This is a genomic window from Sphingomonas sp. CFBP 13706 (genome assembly GCF_014842355.1).
Classification (GTDB): Bacteria; Pseudomonadota; Alphaproteobacteria; order Sphingomonadales; family Sphingomonadaceae; genus Sphingomonas; species Sphingomonas aerolata.
Genome location: NZ_JACYVM010000003.1, coordinates 385,176 through 400,710 on the forward strand (window position 1 = coordinate 385,176; position 15,535 = coordinate 400,710).

16 protein-coding genes and 1 tRNA gene are annotated in these 15,535 nt (G+C 63.8%); 10 read left to right on the plus strand and 7 right to left on the minus strand.

Features of this window, described 5'->3' with window-relative positions; all coding sequences use genetic code 11:
• Positions 1-127 precede the first annotated feature (127 nt).
• A complete protein-coding gene (rpoZ, locus tag IFS44_RS08450) occupies positions 128-472 on the plus strand; it encodes a DNA-directed RNA polymerase subunit omega (RefSeq protein ID WP_031439727.1) in 345 nt (114 codons plus the stop codon).
• Between the two features lie 556 nt (positions 473-1,028).
• On the opposite strand, the gene IFS44_RS08455 is transcribed toward rpoZ, so the two are convergent.
• Together IFS44_RS08455 and IFS44_RS08460 are read right to left on the minus strand one after the other, a co-directional pair.
• Positions 1,029-1,709, minus strand: a complete 681-nt coding sequence (locus tag IFS44_RS08455; RefSeq protein WP_056673051.1) for an RlmE family RNA methyltransferase — start codon at positions 1,707-1,709, stop codon at positions 1,029-1,031.
• A complete protein-coding gene (locus IFS44_RS08460; RefSeq protein WP_031439729.1) occupies positions 1,706-2,725 on the minus strand; it encodes a Ppx/GppA phosphatase family protein in 1,020 nt (339 codons plus the stop codon). The genes IFS44_RS08455 and IFS44_RS08460 overlap by 4 nt, the downstream gene beginning before the upstream one ends.
• A gap of 185 nt (positions 2,726-2,910) precedes the next feature.
• Between IFS44_RS08460 and IFS44_RS08465 the strand changes: the two genes are divergently transcribed.
• The 6 genes from IFS44_RS08465 to IFS44_RS08490 all read left to right on the plus strand — a co-directional run bounded on the left by IFS44_RS08465 (position 2,911) and on the right by IFS44_RS08490 (position 6,958).
• A tRNA-Gln gene (locus IFS44_RS08465) sits at positions 2,911-2,984 on the plus strand.
• Positions 2,985-3,100: 116 nt separating this feature from the next.
• Positions 3,101-3,829 carry a hypothetical protein gene (locus tag IFS44_RS08470; protein WP_192098139.1) on the plus strand — a complete coding sequence of 243 codons (729 nt, stop codon included), beginning with the start codon at positions 3,101-3,103 and terminating at the stop codon, positions 3,827-3,829.
• The gene (locus IFS44_RS08475) at positions 3,826-4,782 is read left to right on the plus strand and encodes a hypothetical protein (protein ID WP_192098140.1); all 957 of its coding nucleotides are present in this window, start codon (positions 3,826-3,828) and stop codon (positions 4,780-4,782) included. The genes IFS44_RS08470 and IFS44_RS08475 overlap by 4 nt, the downstream gene beginning before the upstream one ends.
• Positions 4,783-4,862: 80 nt before the next feature.
• Positions 4,863-5,180, plus strand: coding sequence for a hypothetical protein (locus IFS44_RS08480; protein WP_192098141.1), 318 nt, complete (start codon positions 4,863-4,865; stop codon positions 5,178-5,180).
• Positions 5,155-6,330 (plus strand): DUF6791 domain-containing protein, encoded by a 1,176-nt coding sequence (locus IFS44_RS08485; RefSeq protein WP_192098142.1) that lies wholly within the window; start codon positions 5,155-5,157, stop codon positions 6,328-6,330. The genes IFS44_RS08480 and IFS44_RS08485 overlap by 26 nt, the downstream gene beginning before the upstream one ends.
• Before the next feature lie 307 nt (positions 6,331-6,637).
• Positions 6,638-6,958 carry a hypothetical protein gene (locus tag IFS44_RS08490; protein ID WP_192098143.1) on the plus strand — a complete coding sequence of 107 codons (321 nt, stop codon included), beginning with the start codon at positions 6,638-6,640 and terminating at the stop codon, positions 6,956-6,958.
• Between the two features lie 16 nt (positions 6,959-6,974).
• Here IFS44_RS08490 and IFS44_RS08495 read toward each other — a convergent pair whose 3' ends face one another.
• The 4 genes from IFS44_RS08495 to IFS44_RS08510 all read right to left on the minus strand — a co-directional run bounded on the left by IFS44_RS08495 (position 6,975) and on the right by IFS44_RS08510 (position 8,784).
• On the minus strand, positions 6,975-7,418 hold the full coding sequence (locus tag IFS44_RS08495; protein WP_192098144.1) for a hypothetical protein: 444 nt from the start codon (positions 7,416-7,418) through the stop codon (positions 6,975-6,977).
• A 14-nt stretch (positions 7,419-7,432) separates the two neighbouring features.
• Complete coding sequence (locus IFS44_RS08500; RefSeq protein ID WP_192098145.1) at positions 7,433-7,795, minus strand: hypothetical protein; 363 nt, start codon at positions 7,793-7,795, stop codon at positions 7,433-7,435.
• Between the two features lie 124 nt (positions 7,796-7,919).
• Positions 7,920-8,279, minus strand: coding sequence for a hypothetical protein (locus IFS44_RS08505; RefSeq protein WP_192098146.1), 360 nt, complete (start codon positions 8,277-8,279; stop codon positions 7,920-7,922).
• A gap of 31 nt (positions 8,280-8,310) precedes the next feature.
• Positions 8,311-8,784 (minus strand): LuxR C-terminal-related transcriptional regulator, encoded by a 474-nt coding sequence (locus IFS44_RS08510; RefSeq protein ID WP_192098147.1) that lies wholly within the window; start codon positions 8,782-8,784, stop codon positions 8,311-8,313.
• Positions 8,785-9,181: 397 nt separating this feature from the next.
• Between IFS44_RS08510 and IFS44_RS08515 the strand changes: the two genes are divergently transcribed.
• The 3 genes from IFS44_RS08515 to IFS44_RS08525 all read left to right on the plus strand — a co-directional run bounded on the left by IFS44_RS08515 (position 9,182) and on the right by IFS44_RS08525 (position 13,636).
• On the plus strand, positions 9,182-10,255 hold the full coding sequence (locus IFS44_RS08515) for an AAA family ATPase (protein ID WP_192098148.1): 1,074 nt from the start codon (positions 9,182-9,184) through the stop codon (positions 10,253-10,255).
• A 118-nt stretch (positions 10,256-10,373) separates the two neighbouring features.
• Positions 10,374-12,746 carry a S8 family serine peptidase gene (locus tag IFS44_RS08520; RefSeq protein ID WP_192098149.1) on the plus strand — a complete coding sequence of 791 codons (2,373 nt, stop codon included), beginning with the start codon at positions 10,374-10,376 and terminating at the stop codon, positions 12,744-12,746.
• Positions 12,743-13,636: a hypothetical protein gene (locus tag IFS44_RS08525; protein ID WP_192098150.1), complete on the plus strand. Its 894-nt coding sequence runs from the start codon at positions 12,743-12,745 to the stop codon at positions 13,634-13,636. The genes IFS44_RS08520 and IFS44_RS08525 overlap by 4 nt, the downstream gene beginning before the upstream one ends.
• Before the next feature lie 707 nt (positions 13,637-14,343).
• Here the strand turns inward: IFS44_RS08525 and IFS44_RS08530 are convergent.
• Positions 14,344-15,456 carry a PIN domain-containing protein gene (locus tag IFS44_RS08530; RefSeq protein ID WP_192098151.1) on the minus strand — a complete coding sequence of 371 codons (1,113 nt, stop codon included), beginning with the start codon at positions 15,454-15,456 and terminating at the stop codon, positions 14,344-14,346.
• Positions 15,457-15,535: the final 79 nt, after the last annotated feature.

Here is a 15,535-nt window from a genome sequence, read left to right on the forward strand (position 1 = left end):
ATGCAACCTTGCGGCGGGCCGACACGGGGTAGCGCCGGACACCCAACCGGCAAAATCTTGACTTTGTGGCGCGGTGTGGGTAGGCGCCTTTGTTCTCCCTATCGGTGTTTGTTGCGAAGGAAGCGTCATGGCGCGCGTTACCGTCGAAGATTGTGTCGACAAGATCCCCAACCGGTTCGACCTGGTGCTGTTCGCAGCGCAGCGTGCGCGGCAGATCTCGGGCGGCGCCGAACTGACGCTCGACCGCGATCGCGACAAGAACCCGGTGGTCGCGCTGCGCGAGATCGCCGACGAGAACGTCAAGCCGGCGCATCTCAAGGAATCGGTCATTCAGGGCCTGCAGAAGGTTCGTGTCGACGATGACGACGAGGTCGATGCCGTCGGCAGCCTCGCGGCATCGGCCGAGGCGCTGCGCCTCACCGCCGCCGCCCCGCCGCGCAACCAGAATCTGGGTGCCGATTACGAGGGTTGATCGCACGGACGTGGTGCGGCGCGAGCCGGACCATGTTGTGATCTGACCCTGATCGGATTCCGGCGAACGATGCTGCGGCATCGCTTGGTTGGTGTGATTGAAAGGCTCGTGGACCTGAAGGTCCGCGGGCCTTTTCTCTGCGGGTGTCGTTGGGGGTAAGGCGGGGGGGGGGTAGCGGGGGCGGTTCGCATTCGCCGTGCCGGTGGCTACCGGACGCAACCCTCATACCGGTCGCCATCCCGACACCGGTCGCCATCCCACACCGTGCGTCACCGCCCGCACCGTGCACCACCGCCCGCACCGTTCGCCACCCGCACACCGTTCGCCACCCCCACACCGTTCGCCCTGAGCGTAGTCGAAGGGCATGGGACTCAAGGTGCTTCGACTGCGCTCAGCACGAACGGGGGGAGGGGGCGGGCTACCGGGCTTAGTCTGAAGGGCTCAACGCAAGCGCGCCCCCGGCCATGCCGCGGCCATCATGCCTAAAACCACCCCTCCGCTGCAAAGCCGCGTCGTCAGCCGCCGCGGGGCGGCGTTGGCCGCGTCGATCGGTGGATCAGCGCTCCCGATCCGCCGATCGCCCCTTGAACCCCTGCGCCACCACGAACCACTCGACCGAGCCCTTGCGGCTCGCCGGCGGCTTGGCGTGTTTCACGCTGGTGAAGTTGCGCTTCATCTCGGCGACCAGCGCGGAATCGGCGCCGCCCGCGAACACCTTCGACACGAAGGTCCCGCCCTTTTCCAGCACGTCACAGGCGAAATCGAGTGCTGCCTCGACCAGCGCCATCGTCCTGAGCGCATCGGTCTGTGGATGGCCGACGGTGTTCGCCGCCATGTCCGACAGCACTAGGTCGGGCGCGCCGCCGAGCGCGTCGATCAGCATCGCGGGCGCCGCGTCGTCCATGAAATCCATCTGGAAGATCGTCACGCCGTCGATCGGATCGACCGGCAACAGGTCGATCCCGACCACCGCCGCCTTGGGCAGGCGCCGCTTGATCACCTGTGCCCAGCCACCCGGCGCGATGCCGAGGTCGATGACACGCTTCGACCCCTTGATGACCTCGAACCGTTCGTCGAGCTCGGTCAGCTTGTACGCCGCACGGCTGCGATAGCCCTCCGCCTTGGCGCGCTTGACGTACGGGTCGTTCAGCTGGCGTTCGAGCCAGCGCGTCGACTGCGCGGTCCGCTTGCGTGCGGTGAGGACGCGGGTGTGCCCGCCCGAGCCGCCGCGGCTCATGGCCTGGGGCTCCCCATCAGGCGGCGCAATATGCCCTCGCGAATGCCGCGGTCGGCGATGCCGAGCCGTTCGGCGGGCCAGATGTCCATGATCGTCTCCAATATCGCGCAGCCCGCGACCACCAGGTCGGCGCGCTCGTTTCCGATGCAGGCGAGCTTCGCCCGTTCCTCGATCGCCATGTGCGACAAGTCCGCGCTGATCCGCCGCATCGCGCTGGCGGGCACGATCAGCCCGTCGACCTCCGACCGGTCATAATGGCTGAGCCCGAGATGCACGCTGCCCAGCGTCGTCACGGTGCCGCTGGTACCGAGCAGTCGGGGGCGCTCGACGTCGAGCGGCAGCCGCGCGGCGAACGGCGCGATGCTGTCCGCGACGACCTGGCGCATCCGCGCATAGGCTGCGCGCCGGCCCGCCTCGCCCTTGCCGCCGCCCGCATGTTCGGTCAGCGACACGACGCCCCAGGGGGCGGAATGCCAGTCGAGCACGGTCGGGATCGGCGTCGACGTATCGACCAGCACAAGCTCGGTCGAACCGCCGCCGATGTCGAAGATCAGTGCGGGGTCGTTGCCGGGTTCGATCAGCGCATGGCAGCCGAGCACGGCCAGCCGCGCCTCTTCCTCCGCGGTGATGATGTCGAGATGGATACCCGTCTCGGCAAGCGCGCGGGCGATGAAGGCGGGGCCGTTGCGCGCCTGGCGACAGGCTTCGGTCGCGACCGAGCGCGCCAGCGTGACGTTGCGACGCTTCAGCTTGTCCGAACACACGCGCAGTGCGGCGATCGTGCGCTCGATCGCGGCGTCGCTCAGCTGCCCGGTGGACGCGAGCCCTTCGCCGAGCCGGACGATCCGCGAGAACGCGTCGATCACCGCGAATCCGCCGGCCTGCGGGCGCGCGATCAGCAATCTGCAATTGTTGGTGCCGAGATCCAGCGCGGCAAACGCCTGCGCATCGGCCCACCGCCCTCGACCGGGCCGGGTCGCCGCCGGACGGGCAGGACCAGCCTGCCGGGACGGCATTCGGGCGGAAACATCCCCCATCGCCGTAAAACTCACTATCTATATCTGCCGCCGCGGGAAAATACCCGCCCGGTGCTTGGCGACGAATGTAGCGCAGCGCGGCGATTACGCAAGCGACGTGGCGAATTGGCACCATCAGGGCGTTGACACGGCGCAAACCCCCGCTTAGATCGCGCCCTCGCTGATGCCCCGTCGTCTAATGGTAAGACTGCGGTTTCTGATACCGCCTATTGAGGTTCGAATCCTCACGGGGCATCCAGCGCTTCTGTGGAGTCGCAATATAACTGCGGTTCGTGTGCACCGCACTGCGGCGCAAATCTGATGGCCTAGACGGCCCGTCATGCCCCATTTCTGAGCTCCACCGAGGAGCCAGCGATGTCCACGACCTTTTCAGCTAACGAACCTCCAAGCATTCGTCCGCCCGCCGCATCGATTTGGCCGACGACGGCTGAGGCAGGTCACGCACTCGAACCGGGTGTCGTGCTCGAAATTGACGACGCGACGATTCGCCTCGTGAGGGAGCTGCGATGCGACGGCGCTCCTTTCGTCCGCATGGTCGCATGGAGCGCGATCTACGACGATCCGTCCTTCGCGATCAATGCATACGAAGCGCTGGCTCACCACCAGGACCGTCTGGCCTACTGGAGCGTCGGTGCGACGGCACTGGGCACGGACTGGCTGAACCCGACCATCTCGATGCTCGTCGAGGATTACCTGATCCAGCGGGCCGAGGATCAAGTGACCGCCGATCGCGAAGCCGACGAGGCACGCAGGGTGGCTGCGAAGGAACTCGCCGCCGCGACGAAGATCGATCTCTATTACCTCGTGAGGAAGAAGATGTTCTGCCTCACGCTCGATCGCGGCGACGAGGAGTTCTGGTCGATCAAGTTTCAAGAGAAGTGGGAACGTGATCGCTTCGGTGATTGGATGCAGCGGCAGAAGCACCGCTTCTCCGATTTCGCCGATTACATGATAGAAGGCGACCGGTTTGAACTCGAGCGCCAACTCCTTCGCGAGATGCTCGTCACCGAGCAGGCGGTCAAGAAGCAGGGTCTCAGTGCCGGCGGACGCCGCCCCCTCCGATTTTGGAGGGGTGAAGCATGATGGCGACGAAAAACGATCGGGATCACGCGACCTCCGAAGCATTCATCACGGACATGCCCCCGTTCGTAGTCGCGCACCCGATGGGTTCGAACATCGCCCCCCTCGGGCTCGATCGTCCCATCGGACTGCTCGGCGGAAACGAAAGGCTCGCTCCGGGCGGCATGTCGTCGGCGCTCGGCATCGATCACGTAGCCGGCCTCCGAAGCTTCGTGGCCGACGCCTGCCGTCGACAGATGGTCGCTGGGAGAAACTGGTATCACCACCCGCCGTTGGCCCTGCTGGGAGTCCGGGGGGTCGGCAAGGGGACCGTGGCCCACTGGATCGCGCAGAACGCGGGCGTCCCGCTGTTCCGGATCACCGCCGACGAATTCCGGTTTCCCGACGAGGACGGGATCTGTCGGATGGACCGTAAACTGCCCTGCGCGCCGGTCCTCGCCATGGCGGTGTCGTGCTGCGCGAATCCGGTCATCGTCCTGGAGATCGACGTCGACGCACCGCCGACCGACGAGGCCGCGGAGGCCATCGCATTCATGATGGACCCCCGCAGCAATGCGCGCTGGATCGATGAGCATCACCAGACGATCTTCGACCTGAGCCACATCTCATGGATCATGGAAGTGCAGGGGCGGGCGCCGGCTTCGAGCGCCTATCAGCCCGCTGCCGTGCCAGTGCTTCCGCCGGTACTTCCGCCCGCCCTGGCCAGCGTTGTCGAAGCGATCGGAACAGTGGTTGAGATGGACGCCCCCGACGAACGGGAGGATCTGCGTCGGCTGGACGTGGCGATCGGAGTCTGCGCCACGTCCGGACTCGCCGTCGACGCGGCGACGGTCATGGCCGTCCATGCATCGCTCGGCGAATTGGCGCGATCGAGGACTCGGCATGTCCCATGCGCGGATCTCATCCGTCACGCTCAGCGGTCGCTCGCTAACCTCAACTCGCGAAACACCCGATGACCCGATCCCTCCACCGCCAGCGTCCTCGACCGCCCCCTGTGCAAGAGAGGACCGCTTCGAAACAGACACTGGAGACAACCATGACCGACGACGACACGAACAAGAACGAGACGGACGCCGCGCCGTCGAGGGGTACGCTGATCACGCAGCATCAGGAAACTCCCACAAAGACCATCCTGGTCAACGGACGGGAGCATCGCTTCGCAGGCGAGGAGATCGGCCGGAACGAGCTCGCCCGTCTGGCTTTTCCGGCGATCGAGACGGCAGGCCGCGGCGCCCTCACGGTCGCCTACGACCGAGGTCCGCTGGAGGCACCCAGCGGCATCCTCTCCGCCGAGCGGAAGACCCGCGTCCTCGAAGGGCAGACGTTCAGTGTCAGCCGCACCGACAAGTCCTGAGTCGGACGTCCGCAGGCTGATCGACGAGGGCTACGCCGTAGCTCTCGTCGACGGCATGCTGGTCGTCTCGCATGTTCCATACCTGAAACCCTCCGGCAGCGTCGGTAGGGGGGAACTCCTCGTGCCCCTCTCGATGGCGGGCGATCGCGTCATCGCTCCGCGCGTCCATACGGCATGGTGGATCGGCGAAGCACCTTCCGAAACGGATGGGACGACGCTGCGGGGCGTCAATGTCGAAGATCGGTCGCAGCGCATGCTGCACTTCGAAGCCCGGGCGCGGATGCTCTGCACCAAGCCTCTCGGGCGCGAGTTCCACGACCATCACGAGTTCGTCGTCACCTACGTCGCGCTTCTGGGCGGCCCCGCCGCCGCGATCGACCCCCTCGTCACGGCCCGCGTACGAGCGCGTCCGGTTCCCGTCGATGTGCGAAGCGGTGATTTCGCCTATCTCGACACGGCGACGCCGCGCGCGGCGCTGACTTCGTTCAACGACAGGATTCGCGGACAGACCATAGGCATCATCGGTCTCGGTGGTACTGGATCCTACGTCCTCGACCTCGTGAGCAAGTGCTGCGTCCACGCGATCCATCTCTTCGATGACGACCTCTTCGAGCAGCACTCCGCCTTCCGCGCGCCGGGGGCGGCGACCATTGACGATCTGCGCGCCGGTAGGCGAAAGGTCGATCACTTCGCCTCCATGTACCGCGGCATCCATCGCGGTGTCGTCCCGCACGCCCTGCGCATCGACGCCGGAACGGCGCCGCTTCTCGACGTTCTGGACTTCGCCTTCGTCTGCATCGACGACGCGGCAGCGAAGCCGCCGATCATGGATCGGCTCGCCGCTCGCGGCATCCCCTACGTCGACGTGGGTATGGGGCTTCATGCATCCGAGCGGGGCATCGCGGGTGCCCTGAGGACAACACTGGTGACGCCCGACGACGACACGATGATCGACCGCATCCCCATCATCGGAGATGCCGATGGCGTCTACTCGACCAACATCCAGATCTGTGAACTCAACGCGTTGAACGCCGCGTTCGCGGTGATCGCCTGGAAGCAGCATCATGGCTTCTACGCTGCGAACCGCCGCGTCGGAAACAGCGCGTTCGTCCTGGAGCATGGGATCATTCACAACGAGGAGTTCCCATGAGCAATCCCTTCCCGTCGAACGGATGCGATCGGTACGTACCTACGGACCGAGCGGTTCCAGTGCAGACCTCCCTTTCATCCTCCAGCTGGGCATGCCCCGATCTGGCCCGTTGCCGCGGACAATCGGCATGACCGGGCCGCCTGGGGCAGGTGGTCCGAGAAACCCGAGAAGGCCACGCTCGTCTTCGAAGCCCGGACCTCGAAGTCCCAAGCCGGATATCGGACCAGCGTCGGAAGACCGTGGCTTCCTGGGCACATCTTCGATGAGCACCCGCCGTCCAATGTCGCCGGTGAGCAGGGACGAGTTCATGGTCGAGGCGATCGAGATCGCGGCCGTCAGGGCGGAGCAGGAAGTCGTACCGTTCCGACGCAACCGGACGGAGATCCCGCTGGGCGGCGCATCGATGGTCGAGGTGGCTTTCTTCGATCAGACAACGCTCAGATCCTTCCTTCGCGTCCGCGCCATCCGGCGCAGCCCGGCACTCGATACCTGGCTGCTGGTCCGGCGCTGGTCAGTTGCGGACAACGACGCCGATCTGGACGAGACGATGTGCGGCATCGTCGCCGGCAGCCTCAACGCGCACTTTCCGGACCGACTCCGGGCGAGCGTCGTCACCCTGCTCAATTGAGCAGATCACCCGCCGGTCATCCCGTGCGGCATACGATCAATCCGCACATGTCGCGTTTGCCCTTCAGTTCCTCCAACCAGATCACGTATCCGTGAATCTCACGCCAGCCGGCGGACGTGAGTTCGACGTAGATCCGGCGACCGTCCTTCTGGTCCGGGACACGAAGGATCATGCCGTCGTCCTCGAGCAGGCCGAGGTACCTCAGAGCCGTGGTGTATGGCACTCCGGAAGCGATGCACGCCGATTTGGTCGACACGAGAATGCCTCGCAAGTTGCCGTCGAGCAGGCCGAGCAGGATGTCCCACGCCGGATCAGAGAAAACCTTGGAGTGTCTGGTGAACCTTCTGTTTCGCTCCCGACGTTCAGCGATGAGCAGAGCCAGCGTCTCCGTCTGCGAAGAAGTAAACTCGGCAAGTGCAGACGCGGGGGCACGTACGGACGAGGAGACGGTACCATGCATCGTGCGTGTGCCTTCTATTCGGGAACGCTCCATGAGCGATCGTTTCCCTCGCGGCGGACCCGCCGAACATGGCGCCAAGTCCCGACTGCGAGAAGCATCTGAGTGGGCCAGCTCCAGACGGTAATCAGCAGAGCATACGCAACGCGAATGGTCTCCGGTGCCACGAGCTTGACGAGGTGCGCGCCCACGGCATCGAACTGCAGCGCCGCGATGAGGAGCGGCCAACCACGGTCGGCTCGAAGCGCCACTATGATCAGCATCGCGAACAGAGCCGCATCGACGACGAACACGTTGAGTTCCAGGCCATAGAATCTCGACGGTAGCGGCGACCAGCTCAGGACGGTCGCGACGTTCGCCGAGAGCAGTCCTGCCGCCACGATGCGCTCCGGAGCTCCGCCTTTCCACAAGGCGTATCCCGACGTGAGGACGAGTAGCGATGCGAAGAGGTATACGCGGAGCATCGTGCGCCTCTACGAGCCCCGCGTAACGCGCACCAGCCGATCAGGCTGCGGCGAGCGTCGGTAGAGTGACGACCTCGGCCGACGTGAAGGGATTGTCCGTCGGAGGACAGGGGGAGCTGTCGCCGTACATGCGCTCGAGTCCCATGTCGCGGATCACCTCCGGCGTGGTCAGATGGGCTTCGCGCATGAGGTCCCTTGCGAGCTGCTGGGCTCTGATGGCCTCGAACATCTTGCCGATCATCTCAGCGCCGGTCGTGACCGAAAGGCGATTGTCGACGCGAGCGCGCAGAAGCGCGGCGTAGCAGCTTGCGGCGTCGGCCGCCGCGATGTCGTTGGATGCCTCGGCAGAACGGAACAGGGGGGTCACGGCTTCGACGGCAGATCGACGGTTCTTGAGCATCACGTACCTCCACCGCGCCGGTGGGGCGCGGCTAGTGTTTGTAGGGGCCGTCCGAGATGTCCACACGGTACTTGCTCATGAGTCGGCCGACGAGATCAGCCGTTCCCACGAGTGCGCCTCCGAGGACCACGATCGCCAATGCCAGTCCCACGACGATCCCAAGCCGTTGGGTTGCCGTCAGCCGATATCGATTCCTCGTGACGGGAACCTCGGGCCCTGCAGCCGTTGGTTCGTCCTCCTGCTCCACCGTATCGGGACCTGGATCGACCCCGAACGGCTTGTGTACAAGCCGTTCGTGCCCTTCGACGTCCGCAAGCAGTCGTGCGGCCTGCAGGGAGCGGGAGACTCCGAGAATGCGTCGGGCATCGCGAAGGTGCTCGTTCACCGTGTGCGGTGACAGGGAGAGACGCTGAGCGATCTCCTTGGCTTCGAGGTTCTCGTACACGAGCCGCAGACACTGCTTCTGCCGGTCGTTCAGTAGCAGGGCGGAAGCGCGATCGGTCACCAGGGGCAGTTGCCTCAGTTTCCGATGCTTTTCCAGTGAATGACGTCGTCGACTTCCGGAGGACCAGATCGTGCCGTTGGATGTCCCGGCGGATGACCGGTTAGGTCCGTCATCGACAAGCCGTCAGTATGCGTCGGAGGTCAGTCCGTGACCGATCAATCATCCGGCGATGAGGTTCGAGAAAGGAACGAAGAGGCATCATGGATCGTCGTCGTTGCGAATGATCTTCTAGCCACATCATCGCCAAACGGATAACGCTCCGGACACTGGCATGACTCGGCGATTCAAGGTCCCTTGCGGAGGGGACGGCGATCGTACAGGATTCTGGTCCGCAGTGCGGCGCACGCCGCGATCGTGTCCAAAAGACCAGCGCGCGTTTGGCGAAGAAAGGACGATCATGAGCAAGGGACAGTCGGTTCGTCGCCTTCGTTCTGCCGGTGGTACGGACGGAGATCTGCGGGAGACGTTCACCGCGCTGATCCAAGAAGCTCACAATCAACGTAGGCACCGCCCCAATCTTCAGCCCGCCCCGACCTTTACTGAACTTCCATCCATGGCGATGGTGCCGTTAGGGATGTCATCGATGCTGCCCGAAGCATTGCAGTCCCTGCTGCGCGAAGTCGTTCCGCGTCGTCGACTGACCGACCTGGTACTCCAGAAGAGCATCCGCGACGAGGTTCTCGAGTTCGTTCTGGAGGTCTCCGAGACCGCGCTGTTGCGATCCCATTCGCTGGAGCCAAGGCATACGATCATGCTCGTCGGTCCTCCAGGGACCGGCAAGACGAGTCTGGCGGAGGCAGTTGCGACGGAACTCGCGCTGCCCTTCCTCACGGTTCGCTACGAAGGCCTCGTCGGCAGCTACCTCGGCGAGACGGCCTCCAGACTGCAGCAGATAATCGATTACGTGGCGAGGACGCCGTGCGTACTGTTCTTCGACGAATTCGACAGCGTCGGCAAGGAGCGGGCGGATCAGCACGAAACCGGCGAGATCAAGCGCGTGGTGAGCTCGCTGCTGCTGCACATGGACGCGCTTCCCAGCCATTGTATCGTCGTGTGCGCTACGAACCACCCGGAACTCCTGGATAGAGCTGTCTGGCGGCGATTCGAGATGCGCATAGAACTGCCTAGACCCGGTGTTCACGAACTTCGTGAATGGTACATGCGTACGGAAAAGGCGATCGGCAGCCTTGGACTGACCTCCGCCGAGTTCGTCGGCATGTTCACGGGCGAAACCTTCTCGGAAATCGAGGCAGTTGTGCTCGACGCGAAGCGGAAGATGATCCTATCCCGCGGTAAGAAGGCATCGGCCGATGCCTTCAAGGAAGCGATCGCCGCTTGGAGGCGACGTCGAACCGTGGGGGAGGCGCCAGCAGTTGGCTCAAGGTCCAATCGTAAGAATAAGCCGGGAGCCCGCAACGCGGCGTCGGATACCGGGGCGTCGAGCCCACTTCCCGCCGGCGATCTCCTCTAGGGAACAGTCTCAACGCCTCGAAGGCGCGTTCGCGCGCATCGAGGACAGCGTTGCAGACGTTCTTCGAGGCTCTGATCTCTCTTCGTCCCCTGCCGAAGCTACACCTGATCGAGCGCTGGTGTTCGAGGTCATCGGCCCGGTTGCCGATTTCGTCCAGGCAGCTCGTGTCGCCGGATTGGAGTGGCTGGGAGAGGACTACGATCTTTCGCCGGCTGACGATGACGAGGACTCCGAATACGTCGATGCGGAATCCAAGGGGGAGACCCCGCTCTACGTCACGATGCCGACGTTGGAGGGTCTTCAGAAGGTTCTGTCCCTCTGGCGTCGCTTCATCGCCAAGGAGCAACGCTCGCCCGAGACGACGGTGTGGTGGAGACTGTTCGGCTATCTGCACGACGTCCGTCTATGGTCCGCCAAGGACCGCGTAGATCCGAACCTCAAGGGTTATGTGGAACGGATGCTCGCCAGGCGTCCTGATCGCCCGGTTCGATTGGAGTTGGACCTTTGGTTCAGAGATGACGGCGGACTACGTGCGCAGGCACGTACGTACATCGACGCTCTGATGGAAACGGTGGGAGGACGTGTCCTCGATTTCGCGACGATCGAGCCGATCCGATATCAGGCCGCTCTGGTCGAGCTGTCCGGAGCCCAGGCACTCGCTCTGAGCGATTTCGACGGACCACTCGCCGAAGCCAACAAGGTGATGAGGGTCCGGCCACAATCACTCTACGAGGCCGACCCGCGCGAAGCGCCGCGCGAAGACGGCGCTCCGAATTCCTTTCCGCCGCTGGAGGATGACCGCCCAGCTATCGTAGCGATGCTCGATGGCTATCCGGTAGAGAACCACGATCTGCTCTCGGGTAGACTGGTGGTGCGCGAAGTCGATGTCGCAAGCCTGTCCGTACCAGTCGCCCGACGTCATCACGGAACGGGAATGGCCTCTCTGATCGTGCACGGCGATCTGGAGCAGGGCGAACCCCCGATCGAGCGCCTGCTCGCGGCGATCCCGATCCTCGCCGCTCCGCAGAACCTGAACCACGAGTGCACGCCGCCGGACAAGCTTCCGATCGCCATCGTCCACCGTGCCGTGCAGGCTCTGGTCGCCGCACGTGCCGATCCGACCGATGCCGTGAGCCGGGTGGTCATCATCAATCACTCGGTGTGCGACGGCGAGGCGCCGTTCTCGCGACGACCCAGCTTCTGGGCGAAGCTCCTGGATCACCTTGCTCACGAACACCGTCTCCTGTTCGTGATCAGCGCCGGCAATGCACGCGACGCGTTCTCTCTCGACACCTACACTAGCTCGGCTCAGTTCGACCAAGCCAATCCCGTCCAGCGGCAGGTGGTTTTGCTGCGCAGCATCGAGGCGGCCAAGGGCACCCGACTCATACTCAGCCCGGCCGAGTCGCTCAATTCGCTGACGGTCGGAGCGATACACGCCGACGGGTCCACCGGCTGTCCGACGGGCTTGAACGATCCCTACGCCGCGATCGGCGTGACGAACCTCGCCTCTGGGGTCGGGCTCGGTGTGAACAGATCGATCAAGCCCGACCTCATCGAGCACGGCGGTCGCCAGCTCGTCAGAACCAATGCGGCGAACCAAGTGGTGTCCGCTTGGGGTTTCGAGCACCCCGACGTCGGCCAGAAAGTGGCCATGCCGGACCCGAACGTCGGTTTCACCGGCCGCGTCGGGCGCTCGACCGGTACCAGCAATGCAGCAGCACTCGTCACTCGGGCCGCCGTCCGCCTCGCCGACGTCGTAGAAGACATCTTCGCGGACAATGGGGAGGACTGGCAGACCGCGGAGACGCGGGCGGTCGTGCTGAAGGCGCTGCTCGCACACGGCTGCCGCTGGGGTCCGACCGGCGACCTTCTCGATTCGACGTACCCTGGAAACTGGCAGCGTCGTCGCGAAGCGATCACGCGGTTCATCGGGTACGGCAAGCCGGATCACGATCGCGTGCTGAGCGCCGACGGCAGCCGTATCACCCTTCTCGCAGATGATCTGATACGGCCCGATACCCTTCACGAGTACCAGCTTCCCATTCCCCGAGCAATGCTGAACAGCAGGGAACTGCGACGGATCACGATGACGCTCGCCTGGAGCAGCCCGATCGATCCGATCTCGCAACGCTATCGCGGCGTACTCGTGGAGCTGGTGAGCCGAGAGGGCAAGCGGAACTACTGGGAGGGCGTGAAGACAGTCCTGCAGCCGCACAGCTTCGCCGGGCGGCGGGGCACGTTGCAGCATCTCGTCCTCGAGGGAACCAAGCTGGTGAAGACGGTCGCGAACGGTGGCATCTTCGTCGGGGTGCAGGCCCGAGCCGATCTTGCCGCTTTCGCCCAATCGGACGTGCCGTACGCGGTCGCCATCACCCTCGAGCTTGCACAGTCCGTACGCCAGGACGTGTTCAGCGACGTCGAAGCCCGCATCCGCGCCAAACGCATCGTCACGCGCGAGCGCGTGCCCACCCGTGTGAGAACCCAATGACCATCGATCACAACAGCTCGCTCGGCATGATGCCGGCCAAGGCGATCATCGGATATCTTCGCGAGATCGGCGACGACGACGCCGCTGACGCCCTATCCCAGTCCGGTCCGGGCGGGCAGATGCTCGGGTTGAACTGGGGCAACGAGGTCTGGGGCAATACCGGAATGCTGCTGGGTTTCATCACCCCGATGGAGGGCGACAATCCCGGCACCATACTCAATGCCTCGACGCTGGCACCGGACTCGGCGTTGAAGGGAACTCGGATCAAGATCACACTGGATCGCTTCTACGTTCATCGGTTCCCCGGGCGTGGCCGGCACAAGATACTGATGGAGTTCACGGGAAAGAACCAGATACACGGCGACGCCGAGGAACTGCGGTTCGCGCTCACTACTGAATCGGGCGACAAGGCGGGAGCGCCCGTCCACGGAACACCGATCTTTCTCGGAGCGTCCGTCGGCAACAATGGGATCTCGTTCGAGGGCAACATAATAAACGTCGAGAGCGATCAGGATGAGACGCTTCTATCCGCCCTCGGTAGCGGACCGTTCAAGCAGGGGCTCTCGCTTCTCACCACCGCGCAGCCGGCGCTGCGGCCGTTCGTCGGCCTCGCGCAGAGCGTGGTTGCAGCCGTGCTGAAACGTAGTCGGAACAAGCCCATCTACAGCTTCAAGCTCGGGCTCGACTTTGATACCAGTCAGACCGCCGCCAAGTTGCGCCATGGTTCTTTCGTCGTCATCCAAGGCGACGAAGCTTCATGGTCGTGGCACGACGTCCGGTGGAACGCGGATTCACAGCAGATCGTCAACAACTACGACAATCTGCCGATAGAGTTGAACTATCTGATATTCCGCGTATCGGCCTACGACGCGGCAGAGCTCCCTCAGTAGCAAGCGGTTTCTGCGGCTACTCGTCGTGACGGTGATAACGGAGGTTCGCTTTGTTAGCTTACTGGTGCAGTCTCGTTGCAAATTATACCCGACGTAATAACATTCGTTGTCCCGCCGGCGAATAGGCCTCGCTTTACCATTTGGACAAGTAGGTGATTTTTCGTTTTCAATTCTTGGAAACGGAGAGTGGTATGAAAAAGCAAGGAAGCGTGAGCGTTGATCGGAGCCCATCTCATCAGCAATTGGTGGCGATAGGCCGTCTATGGGGATGCACTCTGGAGGAAGCTTCGGAGACTCTGAATGACATGCTCGACGTATTCGACGATCAACCGGAGAACTCGGGGATACTCGATCCGGAGGCCTAGAACCTGTTTCAGTCCTGCCGAGCTGTCAACGGAGGTTCGGTAGGACCGGCAGATTGTGGCACGATCCAACGGCACGCCGTTGGCCGTCGCAAGACGATCGTACCCCTGTCGATGGCTCGTTCGGCGTTTATTCAACCGGCGCTCGACCACCCGAACCCGGAGTGAAGAGCAAGGCAGGGGACAAGCTTGGTGGGTGGGTACCTTCGCCCGCCCACTGCCACGGCGCAATCAACGCGGATCGGGATCAGTCTCGAACGAGGCTCGATCGACCCGCCCGATGATGACCGGTCGTAGCCAGCGGACCGGGGCGAATGCGGGACCCGGCGTTGCCCACCGCCGGAGTCAGGCGTCGTACGGATCGATCGACCCGAACGGGACGCGCACCTTGGGCCGATCGACCGTGGCTTCCCGGACGGCGCCCAGTTGTTCTCCCTTCCGCGCGACGGTCAGCAGTACGTCGTATTCGACCGTCCGGTCGACGTCCCGCCGAGCCGCAGCGATTTCCGTGGCTTCGTAGTTCGTTGCCTGACTCGCGTAGAAGACGAAGTCGGCGATGAAGATAACCTTCGCCTTCACATTGAACGTGAAGGTCACGGACTCGTCGTCCGCTTCGATGACGAGCGGTGAACTCGCCGTCTCCAGCTCCATCCTGTCGAGGTCCTCCAGAACGGGTACTGCGCGGTAATCGACCGAGGACTTGATCTCCGGAACGAAATCCAATTGTCGTGCGCGGCTCCGAAACGCGGCCCGGAGTGGTTCGTAGAAGAAACTGTCGTTGCCGCGTTCCCGCAACGAACGCCACACTGCCTCCGCACGGGCGCGTCCCGAGCTGTTCAAGTACGACAGCGCCGTGTTGAGGTCGTCGACGCAGACGAGGGCATCGGATCGATCACAGAAGGCACTCCAACCCTTGTCGGCGCTGACGCAGAGGATCATCCGCCTTCGCCGTTCCGCGAGAGCCTCCAGGCTCAGCAGGGCGAAGGCGTCTGGAAATTCGTGCTTCTTCTGATCACGCCGTTCGAAAGGCGGGGCGACGGTGAAATAGAGTTCGATCGCCCGTTGGGCGAGATCCCGATCCTCCGACATGGGTATGCGCTTGCCACCGGTAAACGAGAGGAAGCCGTTGAGCTGTCGCAGGGCTTCGGCATGCGCGTCAGCCGCGGGTAGATCCGCCGGCGAGTCCTTCTGCCACCGCCGCCGGTATTCGATCAGCGCCTTGCTTGCCGTCGAATGACTGTCGACCGCATGTCGCGCGAGATGATCCAGAACCTCTCGCGCGACGATCTCCGGAAGCAGAAGTTGGAGCTTGCTGCCTGCCAACTGATGCAGCAGCGCGAGTTTCGGATGGCGAAGATCGCACCCGAACCGATCGAAGATCGATGTGTCGACGGCGAGGCCGAAGATGTCGCCCTTTCCGATGCCTTCCTCGATCTCCGCATCAGTTAACTTGGGCATCGGGCATCTCCGGTCAGGTGGGTCCTGCGCGCTCGCGCCTACCGATGATGGCGAAGCCGGCCCAGAACGCCAGGGGCCG